This is a genomic window from Kytococcus sedentarius (assembly GCF_041937525.1).
Taxonomy (GTDB): Bacteria; Actinomycetota; Actinomycetes; order Actinomycetales; family Dermatophilaceae; genus Kytococcus; species Kytococcus sedentarius_A.
Genome location: NZ_CP169391.1, coordinates 1,995,803 through 2,012,993 on the forward strand (window position 1 = coordinate 1,995,803; position 17,191 = coordinate 2,012,993).

At 72.1% G+C, this 17,191-nt stretch carries 14 protein-coding genes and 1 tRNA gene; 11 read left to right on the forward strand and 4 right to left on the reverse strand.

Going from position 1 to position 17,191, the window contains the following annotated elements:
• Nucleotides 1-86: 86 nt before the first annotated feature.
• Nucleotides 87-1,106 carry a pirin family protein gene (locus tag ACEY2A_RS09275; RefSeq protein WP_374928322.1) on the forward strand — a complete coding sequence of 340 codons (1,020 nt, stop codon included), beginning with the start codon at nt 87-89 and terminating at the stop codon, nt 1,104-1,106.
• A gap of 17 nt (nt 1,107-1,123) precedes the next feature.
• Nucleotides 1,124-1,810, forward strand: coding sequence for a Pr6Pr family membrane protein (locus ACEY2A_RS09280; RefSeq protein WP_374928323.1), 687 nt, complete (start codon nt 1,124-1,126; stop codon nt 1,808-1,810).
• A 75-nt stretch (nt 1,811-1,885) separates the two neighbouring features.
• Here the strand turns inward: ACEY2A_RS09280 and ACEY2A_RS09285 are convergent.
• A tRNA-Leu gene (locus ACEY2A_RS09285) sits at nt 1,886-1,972 on the reverse strand.
• A 244-nt stretch (nt 1,973-2,216) separates the two neighbouring features.
• On the opposite strand from ACEY2A_RS09285, the gene ACEY2A_RS09290 reads away from it, so the two are divergent.
• From ACEY2A_RS09290 to ACEY2A_RS09320, 7 genes are all read left to right on the forward strand, one after another.
• Nucleotides 2,217-3,512, forward strand: a complete 1,296-nt coding sequence (locus ACEY2A_RS09290) for an FhaA domain-containing protein (RefSeq protein ID WP_374928324.1) — start codon at nt 2,217-2,219, stop codon at nt 3,510-3,512.
• Nucleotides 3,509-4,000 (forward strand): FHA domain-containing protein, encoded by a 492-nt coding sequence (locus ACEY2A_RS09295; RefSeq protein WP_374928325.1) that lies wholly within the window; start codon nt 3,509-3,511, stop codon nt 3,998-4,000. The genes ACEY2A_RS09290 and ACEY2A_RS09295 overlap by 4 nt, the downstream gene beginning before the upstream one ends.
• A gap of 2 nt (nt 4,001-4,002) precedes the next feature.
• On the forward strand, nt 4,003-5,619 hold the full coding sequence (locus tag ACEY2A_RS09300) for a PP2C family protein-serine/threonine phosphatase (protein ID WP_374928326.1): 1,617 nt from the start codon (nt 4,003-4,005) through the stop codon (nt 5,617-5,619).
• A gap of 83 nt (nt 5,620-5,702) precedes the next feature.
• Nucleotides 5,703-7,070, forward strand: a complete 1,368-nt coding sequence (locus tag ACEY2A_RS09305; RefSeq protein WP_374929989.1) for an FtsW/RodA/SpoVE family cell cycle protein — start codon at nt 5,703-5,705, stop codon at nt 7,068-7,070.
• Nucleotides 7,067-8,539, forward strand: a complete 1,473-nt coding sequence (locus tag ACEY2A_RS09310; protein WP_374928327.1) for a peptidoglycan D,D-transpeptidase FtsI family protein — start codon at nt 7,067-7,069, stop codon at nt 8,537-8,539. Before ACEY2A_RS09305 ends, ACEY2A_RS09310 begins: the two co-directional genes overlap by 4 nt.
• Nucleotides 8,536-10,260, forward strand: a complete 1,725-nt coding sequence (locus tag ACEY2A_RS09315; RefSeq protein ID WP_374928328.1) for a protein kinase — start codon at nt 8,536-8,538, stop codon at nt 10,258-10,260. The genes ACEY2A_RS09310 and ACEY2A_RS09315 overlap by 4 nt, the downstream gene beginning before the upstream one ends.
• 10 nt (nt 10,261-10,270) lie before the next feature.
• Nucleotides 10,271-13,156: a protein kinase gene (locus tag ACEY2A_RS09320; RefSeq protein WP_374928329.1), complete on the forward strand. Its 2,886-nt coding sequence runs from the start codon at nt 10,271-10,273 to the stop codon at nt 13,154-13,156.
• A gap of 21 nt (nt 13,157-13,177) precedes the next feature.
• Here ACEY2A_RS09320 and ACEY2A_RS09325 read toward each other — a convergent pair whose 3' ends face one another.
• Entirely contained in the window at nt 13,178-13,885 is a 708-nt protein-coding gene (locus ACEY2A_RS09325) for a DUF881 domain-containing protein (protein WP_374928330.1), read from the reverse strand.
• A 136-nt stretch (nt 13,886-14,021) separates the two neighbouring features.
• On the opposite strand from ACEY2A_RS09325, the gene ACEY2A_RS09330 reads away from it, so the two are divergent.
• Complete coding sequence (locus ACEY2A_RS09330; RefSeq protein WP_374928331.1) at nt 14,022-14,285, forward strand: cell division protein CrgA; 264 nt, start codon at nt 14,022-14,024, stop codon at nt 14,283-14,285.
• 71 nt (nt 14,286-14,356) lie between these two features.
• On the opposite strand, the gene ACEY2A_RS09335 is transcribed toward ACEY2A_RS09330, so the two are convergent.
• Together ACEY2A_RS09335 and ACEY2A_RS09340 are read right to left on the reverse strand one after the other, a co-directional pair.
• Nucleotides 14,357-15,277 (reverse strand): rhomboid family intramembrane serine protease, encoded by a 921-nt coding sequence (locus ACEY2A_RS09335; RefSeq protein WP_374928332.1) that lies wholly within the window; start codon nt 15,275-15,277, stop codon nt 14,357-14,359.
• Between the two features lie 21 nt (nt 15,278-15,298).
• Nucleotides 15,299-15,817 (reverse strand): peptidylprolyl isomerase, encoded by a 519-nt coding sequence (locus ACEY2A_RS09340; protein ID WP_374928333.1) that lies wholly within the window; start codon nt 15,815-15,817, stop codon nt 15,299-15,301.
• 99 nt (nt 15,818-15,916) lie between these two features.
• Here ACEY2A_RS09340 and ACEY2A_RS09345 point away from each other — a divergent pair, with 99 nt between their 5' ends.
• Nucleotides 15,917-17,101, forward strand: coding sequence for a hypothetical protein (locus ACEY2A_RS09345; RefSeq protein ID WP_374928334.1), 1,185 nt, complete (start codon nt 15,917-15,919; stop codon nt 17,099-17,101).
• Nucleotides 17,102-17,191 lie beyond the last annotated feature (90 nt).

Sequence of the window (17,191 nt, forward strand, 5' to 3'; positions counted from 1 at the left end):
CCCAAGCCCTGCGCCCCCTCCGTCTGCTGCGGTGGATCGCTTCGGTGGTATTATTGGTGACACATCAACTACTGGAGGAGGTCGGCATGCCCGCCGTGACCGCTGAGAACATCCTCGAGCTGGCCCGGGTGCAGCCCCACCCCGAGAGCCGCGCCCGCACCGTGAAGTCCCTGAGCACCGCTCCCCAGGGCCACGAGGGCGAGGGCTTCCCCGTCCGCCGCGCCTTCGCCGGCGTCGACCTGCGCGACCTGGACCCCTTCATCCACATGGACCAGATGGGCGAGGTCGAGTACGCCCCGCTGGAGCCCCGCGGCACCGACTGGCACCCCCACCGCGGTTTCGAGACCGTCACCTACATCATCGACGGGTCCTTCCTGCACGAGGACACCCACGGCGGGGGCGGTGCCATCACCGACGGCGACACCCAGTGGATGACCGCGGGCTCCGGCCTCCTCCACATCGAGGCCCCGCCGGAGAAGCTGGTCATGGACGGTGGCCTCTTCCACGGCCTGCAGCTGTGGGTGAACCTGCCGGGCCGCCTGAAGATGTCCGACCCCCGCTACCAGGACATCCGCTCCGGTGACGTACAGCTGCTCTCCAGCGAGGACGGCGGGGCGCTCGTCCGCGTGATCGCCGGGGAGGTGGACGGCCACCAGGGCCCCGGCATCACCCACACGCCCATCAGCATCGTCCACGCCACGGTCTCCCCCGGCGCGCAGCTGCGGCTGCCGTGGAACCCGGGGTACAACGCCCTGGTCTACGCGCTGTCGGGCGAGGGCACGATCGGCCCCGAGGGCCAGCCGCTGCGCACCGGGCAGCTCGCCGTCCTGCGCGAGGGCGACCACATCGAGGTCCGCGCCAACCAGCAGCAGGACGCCCGCCACGCCCAGGGGCTGGACCTGTACATCCTCGGCGGCCGGGCCATCAACGAGCCGGTCATGGCCTACGGGCCCTTCGTGATGAACACCCGTGCGGAGCTGGTCACGGCCTTCGAGGACTTCCAGGCCGGGCGCCTGGGCATCATCCCCAACAGCCCCCGGGTGAAGGCCGCCTCCCAGGTGGTGCGCGAGTCCACCGGTCAGGAGCCGGGGCACCACCTGCTCTGAGGCGCGATGATGGGGCCATGACCCCCGCTCCTGGCTCACCCCTGCAGCGCCGCTGGTGGGGCGTGCTGGCCGTGGTCGCCCTCACCGGCACCCTGGCCTCGGTGACGCTCACCACCCTCGGGTGGTACCCCACCTCCCCGGAGGACGGATCTTCACTCGGAGGACACCCTGCAGGGTGGGCGGGCGCCCCGGCCCGACTGGCCGACGCGCTGTCCTACTTCACCATCTGGTCCAACCTCGTCGTGGCGCTGGTGGCCTGGTTGCTGGCGCGGGGCACCCCCGGCTCCACGGCCTTGCGGGTGCTGCTGCTGGACGCGCTGCTGATGATCACCATCACCGCCGTCGTCTACGCGGTGATGCTGGCACCCACGGCCCAGGTGCGGGGCTGGGAGAACGTCACCAACCCGTGGATCCACATCGTGACCCCGGCTGCCACGGTGCTGCTCTGGCTGGTGGCGGGGCCACGTGGGTGGCTCTCGTGGCGCCTGGTGCCGCTGGGACTGGTGGTGCCCCTGGTCTGGGTCGCGTTCACGCTGGTGCGTGGCGCCCTGCTCGACGCGTACCCCTATCCCTTCATGGACGTGGTGCAGCTCGGCTACCCCCAGGTGGCAGTGAACGTGGGCGGCATCCTGCTGTTCGGCCTGGTGGTGGCAGGGGTGCTCTGCGGGCTCGACCGGCTGCTGGCGGGGCGTCGGCGCGGGTGAGTCACCCCATCGAGCACTGAGGCGGGCACACATGGAGGAGGCCCACCGGGACTTCCCGGTGGGCCTCTCTCGTGGTGGTGCGCGAGGGGGGAGTTGAACCCCCACGCCCTCTCGGGCACACGGACCTGAACCGTGCGCGTCTGCCTATTCCGCCACTCGCGCGCGCTGCCCGATCAATTCCTCCGATCGAACGACGGCACACACTAGCACCCCTGGGAGCCGGAGGCGAATCCATGCCCGGGTCGCCCCCCGGGGTGGGTCCACGGAGCCGGCGCTCCGCCCGCGGTCGCCCTCGATCCCGCGGTGGGCCAAGTACGATCGAGCCAGGGTCGGCTCGCCCGCCGGTCCACCGTGGAACCACCGCGTGGCGCGCACGCCGCAGCAGATCTGCCGCAGGGAGGCACACATGGGCTTGCTGGATCGCTTCGAGTCAGGGACGGAGCGCGTCTTCACGGCGCCCTTCGCCCGCCTGTTCAAGCGCGAACAACTGCAGCCCGTGGAGATCGGCGCGGCCATCCGCAAGGCCATGGACTCCCGTGCGGCCGTGGTGAACCGCCACCGCACGATCGTGCCGAACGTGTTCACCATCGAGCTGTCCGACGACGACTTCGACCGACTGATCGCCTTTGACGAGGCCATCACCGACGAGCTGATCGCCGACGCCCAGGAGTACGTCACGCAGCAGCGCTACACCCCCGGTGGCCCGTTGCAGATCGAGCTCGTGGCCGACCCCGACCTGCAGCCCGGCATCTACAAGCTCCACCACGCCACCGTGCGCAACCCCGCCACCCTGGACGAGCGGGGGGACATCGATGCCTGGGGCGCCACCCACGAGCGCTTCGACGACGCCATCGACCGCCACACCAGCGGCCACCGCATCCCGTCCGACGCCCGGTACCTCGGGGAGGTGGACGAGGAGGCCATCGCGGCTGCCCGGGCCGCGGCGGTGGACTCCGAGCCGGAGCCGCAGCCCGAGGAGCTGAGCCCCCGCGAGGAGCGCCGTCGCGCCAAGGAGCAGGCCAAGGAGGAGCGACGCGCCGCCCAGGAGGAGGAGCGTCGCGAGGCCGAGCGCCGGGAGACCGAAGAGGCCGAGGCCGAGCGTCGGCAGGCTGAGGAGGCCGAGGCCGAGCGCCTGCGTCGCGAGGAGGACGAGCGGCGACGGGCCGAGGAGGCCGAGCAGGCCGAGCGCGCGCGCCGGGAGGCTGCCGAGGAGCAGGTCCTCGCCCACCAGACCGGTCGTGAGGAGTACGACCGCGAGGCCGCCATCGAGCAGCAGCGCGAGGAGATCCGGCAGGCCGAGCGAGCCCAGCGGGAGCGCGCCGTCGCCGCCCAGGAGGCATCTGCCGAGCAGACCCAGCAGGCCCCCGTGGCCGACCCCACCCCCACCCGGTCGACGCGCTCCGTGGAGCGCCCGTGGGTGGAGGTGGACGGCACGCGCCACCCGCTGACGGCCGAGACCACGCTCGTGGGGCGCGACGTCTCGTGCGACATCACCGTCAGCGACCCGGGCATCTCCCGCCGGCACGTGGAGCTGCGCACCGAGGAGGTCGGCGGTCGCACCCAGGTCTCGATCCGCGACCTCGGGTCCACGAACGGCACCTACGTGGGTGGTGAGCAGATCCGCAACGCCCGCCTCGCCGACGGCGACACGTTCACGATGGGACGCACCACCCTGACGGTGCGACTCGGACGCACCCCGTGAGCGAACTGACGGTCGCGGTCCTGCGGCTGGCCCTCCTGGCCCTGCTGTGGCTGTTCATCCTGGCCGTGGTGAAGGTGCTGCACAGCGACCTCTACGGGGCCCGCGTCGTCACCCGCCGCAGTCACCGTGCCACCCACCGCACCCCCATGCCCGACGAGCCGAGTCCCACGCGCCCCGGGCGCCACAACGCCCCTGCGGAGCCGCAGCGCCTGGTGGTGGTCCAGGGGCCGATGCGGGGTGCATCCCTGTCCCTGACCACCTCCCCGGTCGTGATCGGCCGCAACCCGGAGGCCAGCCTGTCCATCGACGACGACAGCATGTCCGGCACGCACGCCCGCGTGAGCCCCGACGCCCACGGGTGGGTGATCGAGGACCTCGACTCCACCAACGGCACCTGGCTGGACGACGAGCGCCTCCGCGGCGCCGTTCCCCTGGTGGTGGGCAGCCGCATCCGCGTGGGCCAGACCCTGCTCGAAGCGAGGCGATGAGCATGTTCGACCTGCACTTCGCTGCCCTCTCCGACGTGGGTCTGGGGTCCAAGACCCGCAACGAGGACTCCGCGTACGCCGGCCCCAACCTGCTGTTGCTCTGCGACGGCATGGGAGGTCACGCCGGCGGCGACACCGCATCGGCCATCGCCGTGCACCACCTGGCGGACCTGGACCAGGACGTCCACCGCGCCGCCGAGGCCGGTGAGCGGTTGCTGCACGAGGTGGCCGCGGCCAACGCCAAGCTGCGGGACTTCGAGGCGGAGCACCCCGAGACCGAGGGCATGGGCACCACCTGCATCGCGATGGTGCGCAGCGCCAGCTCGCTGGCGATCGCCCACATCGGTGACTCCCGCGCCTACCGCATGCAGGGCGGTGTGCTCTCGCAGATCACCCACGACCACTCGTTCCTTCAGCTCCTGATCGATGAGGGGCACCTCACCGAGGAGGAGGCCTGGGGCCACCCGCAGCGCTCCCTCATCACGCGCGTGCTCTCCGGCCGCCCGGAGGACGAGCCGGACCACGGCGTCATGCCGCTGGTTCAGGGCGACCGCTACCTGCTGTGCTCGGACGGCCTGAGCGACTACGTGCGCGACGAGACCATCGCGCAGATCCTGCGGGAGACCCCCACCCCCGAGGAGACGGCCCAGGCCCTGATCGACGTGGCCCGCCGCGCGGGCACACGGGACAACGTGACCGTGGTGGTGGCCGATGTGGTGAAGCCCGGTGTGGCGCCGCGCACGTCGCCCCAGACGGTGGGCGCAGCCGCTGCCCTGCGCCCCGGCCACGAGGCCGACCACAGGGCCGGCCGGGAGCCGGAGCGTCCCTCCTTCCAGGAGCCGCAGGCGCAGGATGCTCCGACGCAGACCGTGCCCGTGGCCGCCGACGGCTCGGTGACACTCAACGGCCAGCACCTGGTGATTGGCCAGCGGGCCTTCGAGCCACGACACATCAGCCGCGAGAAGCTCGCGGGCAGCACGCGTTTCAATCTGGGGGGCGAGTCCACCCCGAGCCGGGGCGGCGAGGTCATCGAGATCCGCGGCTACGGCCACGGTGACCGTCCCGACGGCCCGGCCCGCCCGGAGAAGAGGTCCCACCCGGTGGGGCGCGTCATCGCCTGGGTGGTGGGCGTGCTCGCCACGCTGGCGCTCCTCGTGGGCGGCCTGTGGTGGTGGGGTGACCGCAACTACTTCGTGGGCGAGCGCGACGGCCAGGTGCAGATCCGTCGCGGATTCGACGTGAACCTGATGGGCCAGGAGCTCTCCGCACTGGAGGAGCAGACCGATCTGGCGGTCGACGACCTGCCCAGCTTCTACGCCGACAGCGTCCGCGACGCCATCCCCGCCGACGACATGGACGACGCGCGGCAGACCGTGGCCGACCTGCAGGAGCGCGCCGAGCGAGGCGGTGGGGAGCCGGGCGAGGAGCCCAGCGGCTCCAGCGACACGAGCAGTCCCAGCGGCTCGGGCTCACCCAGTGGTTCACCGACCTCCGGCGGTTCGGGCTCCCCCAGTGGCTCGCCCACCTCGGGTGGCTCGGGCTCCCCCAGTGGTTCACCGACCTCCGGCGGTTCGGGCTCACCCAGCGGCTCACCCACCGGGGGAGGGTCGTCCTCGTGACCCCCAGGCGCGACCGGTCGGCATCGGACACGGTGCCCGTGCGGGCCCAGGAGAGCTGGCTGGCCCCCCGCAACGGCCGCTGGATGGAGTTCCTGCTCCTGGCCTTCGCCATCGGCATCACCGCACTGGCCTACCTGATGGTCGGTCTGGGGACCTCCCACGCGGTCCCCACGAACGTACTCACCCTCGCCGGGGGCATGGCCGGCATCGCGCTGCTCTTTCACGTGGTCCTCTGGTGGCGCGCCCGCTACGCCGACCCGGTGATCCTGCCGGTGGTCACCCTGCTGAACGGCCTGGGCCTGGTGATGCTGCACCGGCTGGACATCGCCGAGGACCGCGGCCTCGCCAGCGGGGTGGCCGGCCGGCAGCTGATGTGGACCGCCCTGGCGGTCGTGGTGGCCATGGTGGTGCTGGTCCTGCTCAAGGACCACCGCTGGCTGCGCCGGGTCACCTGGACCTGCGCCGCGTTGGGGTTCCTGCTGCTCCTCAGCCCCCTGGTCCCCGGCCTGGGGGTCTCGAACTACGGGTCCCGCATCTGGATCCGCTTGGGCCCCATGAGTTTCCAGCCCGGCGAGGTTGCCAAGATCCTGTTGACCATCTTCTTCGCGGGCTACCTCGTGGGGGCCCGCGACGCCCTCTCGCTGACGGGCACGCGCATCCTGGGTCTGCAGTTCCCGCGCGTGCGTGACCTGGGACCGATCATGCTGGTCTGGGTGCTGAGCATCCTCATTCTCGTCTTCGAGAAGGACCTTGGTTCCTCGCTGCTCTTCTTCGGCCTCTTCGTGGCGATGCTCTACGTGGCCACCGAACGCCTCTCATGGATCGTGCTGGGCCTGGGCATGTTCGCCGGCGGGGCCTTCGTGGCCTGGCGCCTCTTCGCCCACGTGCAGCAGCGCGTGACGATGTGGCTCGATCCCTTCAGCCGCGAGGCACTGGCCGTCAGCGACCAGGTGCCGCTGGGACTGATGGGGATGGCCAACGGCGGAATCCTGGGCACCGGCCTGGGGCAGGGACGACCGGACCTCACCTACTTCGCCGAGAGCGACTTCATCGTGCCCGCCTTCGCCGAGGAACTGGGCCTGGTGGGCTTCATGGCCATGCTGGTGCTCTACGGGATCCTCGTGCAGCGGGGGCTGCGCATCGCCCTGGGCTCCCGTGACGGGTTCGGCACGCTGCTCGCTGCCGGCCTGGCCTTCGCCATCGCGCTGCAGGTGTTCGTGGTGGTCGGCGGGGTCACCCGCGTGATCCCCCTGACGGGTCTGACCACCCCCTTCCTCTCGGCGGGTGGCTCCTCGCTGCTGGCCAACTGGACGATCGCGGCCCTGTTGCTGCGCCTGTCCCACGACGCACGCTCCCCCATCCCGCTCGACGACCCGACGCCCGAGCCCGCAGACGGTCCCGCAGCCCGCGCGGCGGCCCTCGAGCGCAGCACACAGGGGGTGGCCGCGTGAATCCCCCCATCCGACGGCTCGCCTGGCTGATCGCCCTGCTGTTCGGCGCCCTGCTGGTGGCCGGCAGCTGGATCCAGGTCGTCGACGCCCAGGACCTGCGCGAGCGGCCCGGCAACCGCCGCACCCTGCTCAACGAGTTCGGCCGCGAGCGCGGGCAGATCCTCGTGGACGGCGAGGCCGTGGCCACCAGCGTGCCCTCCGAAGGTCGCGTCCCCTGGCGGCGCACCTACCCGCAGGGTGGGGAGTACGCCCACGTGACCGGGTGGTTCTCCCTGATCTACGGCAGCGGCGGCGGTCTGGAGGGCGCACAGAGCTCCCTGCTCTCGGGCACCGACGACTCGCTCTTCTACCGCCGCCTGCCCGACCTGCTCACCGGGCGGGACCCGGCGGGTGCCACCATCGAGACGACGATCGACCCCGGTGCCCAGCGTGCCGCGGCCGAGGCGCTGGGTGACCGCCGAGGTGCCGCCGTCGCCATCGACCCGCGGTCCGGTGCCATCCTGGCCATGGTCTCCAGCCCCACCTTCGACCCCTCCTCCCTCTCGCAGGAGGAGGTCTCTCGCGTGGAGGCGGCGTGGAAGCAGTTCAACGCCGACCCGGAGCGCCCGCTGGTGAACCGCACCATCGGTGGCAACACCTACCCCCCGGGGTCGGTGTTCAAGCTGGTCACCGCGGCCGCGGCGCTGGAGGACGACCTGCTCGAGCCCGACAGCACGGTGCCCGCCCCACGCACCTACACGCTGCCGGGAACCAGCACCACCCTGCGGAACTTCGGCGGCAAGGCCTGCACCCAGGGCGAGTCCGACGAGCAGAGCCTCTCGGACGCGCTGCGGGTCTCGTGCAACACGGCCTTCGCCGACCTCGGCGCCCAGCTGGGCGACGACCGCCTGCGCAGTGCCGCCGAGGACTTCGGCTTCGGCGAGCAGGTGCGGGTGCCGATGCGGGTGACCCCCAGCACCTTCCCCGACGACCCGACCGAGGCACAGACCGCCCTGGCGGCCCTCGGCCAGCACGACGTCCGCGTCACCCCCCTGCAGGTGGCCCTCATCAGCGCCGCCATCGCCAACGGGGGACAAGCCAAGGAGCCCCATCTCGTGGAACAGATCCTCGACGAAGACCTGGACGTCATCTCCCGTGCGGACGCCGGCGAGCTGGACCGGGCCGTGTCGCCGGAGACGGCTGAGCAGTTGCGGGAGATGATGGTGTCGGTGGTGGAGTCGGGGACCGGTCGCGCCGCGGCCATCCCCGGGGTCCGCGTCGCCGGCAAGACCGGCACTGCGGAGTTCGACGACCCCGACGGCCGCGTGCACGCGTGGTTCACCGGCTTCGCCCCCGCAGACGACCCCCAGGTGGCCGTTGCGGTGGTGGTCGAGGACGTGGGCCGCTCGGCCAGCGGCGAGACCGGCACCGGAGGGTCCGTGGCCGCACCCATTGCCCGTTCGATGATGGAGGAGGTGATCACCCGATGAAGGGGAGGCACAACGAGGGTGACGTCGTCGCCGGGCGCTATCGCCTCACAGAGCACATCGCCACGGGTGGCATGGGCGAGGTCTGGCAGGCCGACGACGAGGTGCTGCAGCGCCCGGTCGCGGTGAAGCTGCTGACCAAGGGCCTCAAGGACACCGAGGGCTTCGACGAGCGCTTCCGCTCCGAGGCCCGTCACTCCGCGCAGCTGCACCACCACAACATCGCCGCCGTGCACGACTTCGGTGAGAACGACGACGGTGCCTGGCTGGTGATGGAGTACGTGCCGGGGCTGACGGTGGCGCAGATGATCCGTGACCGCGGGGCCCTGCCACCGGACGAGGTGGCCGACCTGATGACGCAGGCCGCCCGAGCCCTGGGCGCCGCACACTCCGCCGGGGTGGTGCACCGCGACGTGAAGCCCGCGAACATCATCGTGACCCCCACCGGCGTGGCCAAGCTGACCGACTTCGGCATCGCCCGTGCGGTGGACTCGGCCGGGCTCACCCGCACCGGCGAGGTGATGGGCACCGCCCAGTACCTGGCTCCCGAGCAGCTGATGGGGCGGGGTGCCACCCCGGCCTCGGACCTGTACAGCCTCGGTGTGGTGGCCCACGAGATGCTCACCGGCGAGCGCCCCTACGAGCGAGAGTCGGTGGTGGCCACGGCGATGGCCCACGTGAACGAGGCGGTGCCACCGCTGCCGAGCTCGACCCCTGCGTCGCTGTCCGCGATCGTCATGCGGCTCATGGCCAAGGACCCTGCCGACCGTCCGCAGACGGCGCGCGACGTCGTGGCCATGCTGACCAACCCCGATGCGGTGGCGGCGGCGCCTCCGCGCGTGGTCGGCCCGGACCCCGCGGACGAGGCCACCCAGGTGGTGACCACGCCGGTCCGTCGGCGCAGCGTGGCCACCACCCAGGGCCACCCGGTGATGACGAACCTGGACCGTCCCACCGCGGCCGGTGCCCGGCGCGTGCCGGTGCGTCGCCGAGGATTCCCGTGGGCCTGGTTCCTGGCCGCGGCCGTCATCGTCGGCCTGGCCACGGCGGTGGCGATGATGGTGTGGAACAACCGGGACGACGACCCGGACGGGCCGCCCCAGACGGTCACGAGCACCGCGACCGACAGTGGATCGTCCGAGGAGTCCTCGCAGCCGGGGTCGGAGGACTCGGAGGACTCGGAGGAGTCCGAGACGTCGGAGGACGCAGGCACCGAGGACCCGGACCCGACAGGACCCGGGGACACGACCACCGACCCGGTCGTGCCGCCGGTGCCCTCGCCGGAGGACCCGACGCCCTCCGCGCCGGAACCGGACCCCTCCACGAGTGAGCCCGACGAGCCCAGCTCGACCGAGCCGGAGGAGCCCGATCCCACGGTCTCGACCCCGGAACCGACCACCTCGGCGCCCGAGGAGCCCACCACCGAGCCTGGGCCCGACCCCAGCACGTCCGAGCCGGAGGAGCCCGATCCCACGGTCTCGGCCCCGGAACCGACCACCTCGGCGCCCGAGGAGCCCACCACCGAGCCTGGGCCCGACCCCAGCACGTCCGACCCGGACCCGACCTCCTCGGAGCCGGAGGAGCCCATCACGCTGCCCACCCCCACGCCCACCGACATCGACATCACGAGCCCGGCGGACCCCACCATCAGCCGGCCCTCCAGCAGTGAGAACGTCTCCTCCACCTCGGGGGACACCACGTCACCGGCACACGATCTGGTCTAGGAGAACAGGCATGGACGCGCGCAAGCTGTCGGACCGGTACGACGTCGAGGAGCCCTTGGGCCACGGGGGGATGGCCGACGTCGTGGCGGCCACCGACACGCGCCTGGGGCGACGGGTGGCGGTGAAGATCCTGCGGGAGGACCTCGCCCGCGACCCCGCCTTCGTCCGCCGCTTCGAGTCCGAGGCCCTCGCGGCTGCCCGACTCAACCACCCCGGCATCGTCTCGGTCTTCGACGTCGGGGAGGACCAGCCCGACACCCGCGGCGGCCTGCCGCGCCCCTTCATCGTGATGGAGAAGGTGGCCGGCAGCACCCTGCGCACCGTCCTGGACACCGAGGGGCAGCTTCCCCCCACCCGCGCGGTGTCGATCGCCGCAGACGTCCTGAACGCCCTGGCCTACAGCCACGAGCAGGGCGTGGTGCACAACGACATCAAGCCCGGAAACATCATGATCACCGAGGACGGCTCGGTGAAGATCATGGACTTCGGCATCGCCCAGGCCCTGAACGACATGACCATCACGGTCGCGCAGCCGGACCACGTGCTGGGGACGGCCAAGTACATGGCGCCCGAGCTGGCCCACGGGGAGCGCGCCGAGCCGCCCTCGGACGTCTACGCCCTGGGCTGTGTGCTCTTCGAGATGCTGGTGGGCCGCCCGCCCTTCCAGGGAGACAGCGCCGCGTTGGTGAACCAGCACCTCCATGTGGCGCCGCCGCGTGTCTCGTCCGCGGCCCCCTCGGTCCCGCCTGCCCTGGAGGAGCTGATCGACCAGGCGCTGGCCAAGCACCCCGCGGACCGCCCTGGGTCCGCCCGGGAGATGGAGATCTCCCTGCGGGGCCTGCTGGGTGACCTCGAGGGCCCCCGCCCCTCGACCACCATCACCGGATCCACCTCCGGCAGCGGTGCCTCCTCCGCGTGGGGTGCCGCGGGCGCCGCGGGTGCCGGTGGGTCCAGCACCTTCGGTGGCTTCCGCCCCCTGTCCGTGGACGGGCCCGCCCCCACACCTGAGACCGAGCGCCCCGGCGGGTTCCGCACCCTGGACGAGCAGCCGCCCCGTGCCCACGGTGCCCCCACCGGACGCGATGACGACCCACAGGACACCGAGCGCCGGCCCGCGGACGAGACGGGCCCGCACGAGACGGCCCCCCACGGCGACTCCCGCCCCGCGCTGTCCACCGGGGACGACGCGGACCCGGCGGATGGACAGGCACCGGTCCGCCGCATCGACCACCGGGAGGAGTCCACGTCTGCCGAGACCACTCGTGTGACTGCTACCGGGTCCGGGTCCGCAGCCGGTCGTGACGATGACCCGTACGCTCCGTGGCAGCCGGGGGACGACGTGCCCAGTTTCGCCGGTGACGACCCCGTGCCGCCGGCGCCCCCCATCGGGTCGGAGACGGACGTCTCGGGCTCCACCACGGGTTCCCTTCCGGCGGACAGCGATGCCATCCGCATGGCCGACACCTCGCGGATGCGCGCGGCCGAACACCGGACCCCGGACGAGGGCGCCACTGCCGACACCCGGGGCGAGGACGGGGACGACCACACCTCCCGCGTGGCCGTGGCCGGTGCGGGGGCCACGGCAGCCGGCGCCACGGCTGCGGGTGCGGCGACCGCCGATCCCCGCAGCACCGAGGCCTCGGACTCGCCGCCCACCCGGGCCGTGAGCACGGACACGGGGACGGCCATCTCCGGGACCACCCGCTTGGGGGAGACCGGTGGCAATCCCACCGCCAGCGACGCCACCGGACCTGTCACCGGCCGCTTCAGTCGCAGGGCCCGCCGTGAGGGCGTGCCGTGGTGGGCGTGGCCGCTCGCCGGGTTGGCCCTGGTGGGCGTGGCCGCAGGCGTGGCTGCAGGCATCAACAACTGGGCCGACGAGCGGGGCTCGGTCTCCGTGCCTGACGTCCGGGGCAAGAGCCAGCAGGAGGCGGAGGAGATCCTGGAGGAAGCGGGCCTGGAGGTCCGCATCGAGGGCCGGGTGGACGACGCTCCCCTCGGTACCGTCCTCGAGCAGACCCCGGGGCCCGACACCGCCGTGGACCACGGTTCGGCTGTCACCCTGGTCGTGGCCTCCACCGAGAACAGCCCCGCACCATCGGGCTCGTCGGACGACCCCTCGAGCAGCGAGGAGAGCCCCAGCGAGTCCTCCGAGGGTGAGTCCTCCAGCGGCGCCTCCGACAGTGAGTCCTCCAGCGGAACGGGGGACGACGGCCCGTCGTCCTCCGAGGCTCCCGACCCGACGACCAGCGCACCCGGCGGGGTGCCCGTGCCCACTCCGAGCACGTCGCAGGCCCCTCCGACCGATGAGGGTGAGCCCACCACCGATCCCGGTCCGGACCCGACGACCACGCAGCCGGACCCCACCACGACCGAACCCGGCCCCACGACCACCGAGCCGGGCCCCACCACCACCGAGCCCGACCCCACCACGAGTGAGCCGGACCCCACCACCACCGAGCCCAACCCCACGACCACCGAGCCGGACCCGACCACGAGTGAGCCGGATCCCACCACGACCGAGCCCGACCCCACCACGAGTGAGCCGGACCCGACCACCTCCGAGCCCGACCCCACCACGAGTGAGCCGGACCCGACCACCACCGAGCCCGACCCCACCACGAGTGAGCCGGACCCCACCACCACCGAGCCCGACCCCACCACGAGTGAGCCGGACCCCACCACCTCCGAGCCCGACCCGACCACGAGTGAGCCGGATCCCACGACGGCGGAGCCGACCACCTCCGAGCCCGACCCCACGACCTCCGACCCGGACCCGTCGGAGGGGTTCGTGGCGCCCAGCCCGACCACCGCTGAACCCACCCCCTCGGACGACCCCAGCGAGCCGAGCTCGAGCGAGACGCCACCAGAACCCACCTCCCGGCCCGGGAAGTGAACCCGGGCCCCTGAGAGGCGCTCAGGCGTCCGTGGCTCCCGACGTGGCCCGCAGCTGGAGCTCCCCACCGAAGGCCGGGACCGTCATCGAGCCCACCGCGTCCTCGGAGTAGCCGAGCTGCAGGAGCGAGCTGTACTCCCGCATCAGCTGCACCTCCAGGGAGGCGTCGAGCTGGGAGCGCATCTCGTCGGCCGGACCGATCGCCCGGACGACGAAGGGCGGCGAGTACACGCGACCCTGCAGGATGAGCGTGTTGCCCACACAGCGGACGGCGGAGGTGGAGACCAGGCGCTGGTCCATGAGCTGCACGGCCTCGGCGCCCCCTGCCCACAGGGCGTTGACCACTGCCTGCAGCTGCTCCTGGTGGATCACCAGGTCGTTCGCCCCGAACCCCTCGGGCACCTCGTCACCTCGCAGGGGTGAGTCGTCCAGCACCACCTCGAGACCCGAGCCGGAGACCTCGCTCAGACCTGCTGCGCGCACGAGCGGGTCATCGGACCCGGGCGAGTCCACCCCTCGCTCCCCCAGGGCGGCGTCCACGTCGACTCGCAGCGCGCGGACCTCCTCCTCCTTGCCCGCCACGGCCTCCTCGAGATCCCGCAGGGCCTCGGCGCGGCCGCGGTTCTCGGGGCGGATGTCGTCGCCATCGGCCACCGAGGCGGAGATGCCGAAGAGCAGGCCGGCGGCCACGGTGACCACCGGGACGGCGGTCCTCCACAGTGGTCTCATCGGCTCCTCCTGGGCCCGTGGGCGAGTCCGGGCCAGTCTCCCACGCGCGGTGCGACAAGATGGGCGCCCAGCGACTCCCGATGCCGAACGATCCGACCGACCCGATCCCATCCCCCGATCCCCCTCAGGAGCCACCATGAGCAACCTTCCCCCCGAGCTGCGCGATGCCGAGGAGCCCACGGATCCGCACCGCGAGGAGATCCAGGGCACCGCGTCGGGCATGAACCCCCGCTGGCTGGTGCCCACCATGGTGGGGCTGATGGTGCTGGGCATCCTGTGGGTGGTCGTCTACTACGTCACCCAGGGCGAGTACCCGGTGGGGGCGTGGGGCTACTACAACGTGGCCGCGGGCATGGGCTTCCTCATGGCCGGATTCCTCCTGGCGACGCGCTGGCAGTGACCCCTCATCGGGCACTGTCCACACACTGTCCACAGGCTGGGGACAGAACTACACGCGTGTGATTCCGCAGGTCAGCCGGTGATCAGAAGATCCGGCACCGTCAGGTAACGCACCACGGTCGCCACCAGGAGAACGACGGTGACGGCGGCGATCACACCCCACACCAGGGCCGGGCTGCGGGTGCGCGAGCCGCGGGTCATCCCCCACGCGATGACCGCACCGGTCACCGCACCGCCCAGGTGCGCCTGCCACTCGATGTTGGGGTAGACGAAGCCGATCACCAGGTTCACTCCGATGAGGGCCAGCATCGGGGTGACGGTGCGTCCCCGCGCGTGGTCGACCACCAGCAGGGCCAGGAACAGGCCGAACACGGCGCCGGAGGCCCCCACGCTGGGCGAGAACCAGTCGCCCACGGAACGGGCCTCCAGGTCCGGCGGGGTGGAGAGCAGCAGCGAGCCCACACCGCCGCCGAAGCCGCTCACCAGGTAGAGCGCGGCGAAGCGCACCTGCCCCAGCAGCTTCTCCAGGTACCCGCCCACCGTCCACAGGGCGAACATGTTGAACAGCAGGTGCATGGGGCCGGAGGGGTCGTGCAGGAAGGCCGAGGTGAGGAAACGCCACGGCTCGGAGTCCGCCAGCCCGGCCACGAAGGCCCCCTCGAGGGTCAGGCGCGGGAAGAGCAGCTGCAGCACCCAGACCGCCACGCAGATGCCGATGAGCCCGTAGGTGACGGGCATGTCCCCCAGGTTCCCGAAGCGCCGGCCCCCCATGGCCGAGCGCTGGGCCGGGAGAGCACGGGAGGCCGAGCGCACGCAGTCGACGCACTGGATGCCGACGGGCGCCTGCCGCTGGCAGTCACCGCAGGCGGGGCGCCCGCATCGTTGGCACTGGATGTAGCTGGTGCGGTCCGGGTGCCGCGGGCACACCGGCGCACCGCCCCCCGCAGAGGAGGGGCGGTGCGCGTCGGACTCACCGAAAGCCGGTGTGCTCATGCCGGTGGCCCAGCCAGTCCGTCAGTCGTTGACCGTGACGCTGGTGATCTCGACCTTCTCCACCGGGGCGTCCATGCGACCGGTGGGCACCTTCGCGATCTTGTCGACCACGGCCTGGCCCTCGGCGTCCTTCACCTCACCGAAGATGGTGTGCTTGCCCTGCAGGTGCGGGGTGGGGGTCACGGTGATGAAGAACTGCGAACCGTTGGTGCCCTTGCCCATGCGGGTGCCGGCGTTCGCCATCGCGAGCAGGTAGGGGCGGTCGTAGGCGAGGTCGGGGGAGATCTCGTCGTCGAACATGTAGCCCGGGCCACCGGTGCCGGTGCCCAGCGGGCAGCCACCCTGGATCATGAAGCCGTCGATGATGCGGTGGAAGCCCAGACCGTCGTAGAAGGGGGTCGGGTTGGTACGGCCCGCGTCGTCCTTGTACTCCTTGGTGCCCTGGGCCAGGCCGACGAAGTTCTCGACGGTCTTGGGGGCGTGGTTCTCGAAGAGCTCGACGGGGATGTCCCCGAGGTTCGTGTGAAGGGTGATGTTCATGTCCCCATTGTCACAGACCACCGCTCAGGGCCCACCGGGTGGAGAACGCGCAGGGGTTCAGGGCAGGATGGGGGCAGTGCCCACGACCGAGGAGGACTCGTGATCGACAACCCGTTCCGCAAGAAGACCGCGCGTGAGCGTTGGGCGGAGAGCGCCCGCGACCGTTTCCACGCCGCCACCGACGCCTCGCACGACGCCGGGGTGCGTGCCAAGAAGTTCGGTGAGCACACCGCGGAGGGTGTGTCCGCCTCGGCGAAGAACGCAGGGTCCGCACTGGGTGCGCTCATCCCCACCGTCGCCGCCGCCTTCGCCAGCGGCCGTTCCAAGGCCGCCCACGGCATCGATGAGGGTGTGGACCACGGTGCCGACACCGTGACCCACGGTCTGGAGGCCGCCCCGGAGAAGGTCGACCAGGCCCGCGACTGGATCGTGGACGAGCTGCTGCCCAAGCTGCAGGGCATGGTCGACGAGACCGTGGACGCCAAGAACCACGCAGCCGCCAAGGACGGTGCGCTCTCCTTCGTGGCCGGTGAGACCGTCAAGAAGCCGAAGCGCAAGGGCGGCATCCTGATGCTGCTCGGCCTGGCCCTGATGGGTGGCGCCGCGTACTTCTGGTACACCGACGAGAAGCGCCGTCAGGGTGACCCGTGGCAGCGAGTGGCCTCCTCCGACGACCCGTGGGCCGCCACCAGCGGTCGCCGTGCCGTCTCCGCGGCCGCGAACCCCGGTGCCGGTATGCGTTCCAGCGCCGCCACCGAGCCGGCTCCCACGGCCGGGGAGAAGGTGCACCTGACCCCGTCCGAGGCTGCCGAGGCACGTGACGAGAACGTCCGCCGCCCCGTGTCCGCCCTGGCCAGCGAGAACCGTCAGTCCGTGGCCCCGGGTGGCTCCGGCACCCGCACGGACCCCGACCAGGCCGCCCCCGTCGACCTCCCCCCGACCGAGCGGGACACCGTGGGCACGCCGGCCGGGTCCGCGCCCAAGGAGGGGACCGCGGCCCACGACGAGGGCCCCGCGCAGCGTTCGGAGCGTCGCTTCGAGGACCCGGCCAACACCGGCCCCATCGCGACGGGTTACGCCGACCGGGCCGACGACATCGCCGGGGACAACGCCCCCACCCAGTCGATCCCGACCGTCGGTGAGCGCCTCAACCCGCGCGACGCCCGCCCGGCCGACAACAACGGTGACCCCTACACCGGCCCGAACCCGACGGTCCAGGACCCCGCGCGGGACTCGGTCAAGGAGACCTCGGAGCAGACCGACGGCAAGTGGCTGCGCAACTGATCGCCTGAGCCACCGACCCCACGCACGAGGAGGGCCGCACCCCGTGGGGTGCGGCCCTCCTCGTGCGTGGGGTCGGTGGCTTCTCGCCCC

Excerpts from the sequence above, each read along its gene's own strand:
- ACEY2A_RS09330 (WP_374928331.1), top strand. The coding sequence starts at position 14,022 with ATGAGCAACCTTCCCCCCGAGCTGCGCGATGCCGAGGAGCCCACGGAT.
- ACEY2A_RS09275 (WP_374928322.1), top strand. The coding sequence starts at position 87 with ATGCCCGCCGTGACCGCTGAGAACATCCTCGAGCTGGCCCGGGTGCAG.
- ACEY2A_RS09335 (WP_374928332.1), bottom strand. The coding sequence starts at position 15,277 with ATGAGCACACCGGCTTTCGGTGAGTCCGACGCGCACCGCCCCTCCTCT.
- ACEY2A_RS09325 (WP_374928330.1), bottom strand. The coding sequence starts at position 13,885 with ATGAGACCACTGTGGAGGACCGCCGTCCCGGTGGTCACCGTGGCCGCC.
- ACEY2A_RS09300 (WP_374928326.1), top strand. The coding sequence starts at position 4,003 with ATGTTCGACCTGCACTTCGCTGCCCTCTCCGACGTGGGTCTGGGGTCC.
- ACEY2A_RS09290 (WP_374928324.1), top strand. The coding sequence starts at position 2,217 with ATGGGCTTGCTGGATCGCTTCGAGTCAGGGACGGAGCGCGTCTTCACG.
- ACEY2A_RS09315 (WP_374928328.1), top strand. The coding sequence starts at position 8,536 with ATGAAGGGGAGGCACAACGAGGGTGACGTCGTCGCCGGGCGCTATCGC.
- ACEY2A_RS09320 (WP_374928329.1), top strand. The coding sequence starts at position 10,271 with ATGGACGCGCGCAAGCTGTCGGACCGGTACGACGTCGAGGAGCCCTTG.
- ACEY2A_RS09280 (WP_374928323.1), top strand. The coding sequence starts at position 1,124 with ATGACCCCCGCTCCTGGCTCACCCCTGCAGCGCCGCTGGTGGGGCGTG.
- ACEY2A_RS09305 (WP_374929989.1), top strand. The coding sequence starts at position 5,703 with ATGGAGTTCCTGCTCCTGGCCTTCGCCATCGGCATCACCGCACTGGCC.
- ACEY2A_RS09340 (WP_374928333.1), bottom strand. The coding sequence starts at position 15,817 with ATGAACATCACCCTTCACACGAACCTCGGGGACATCCCCGTCGAGCTC.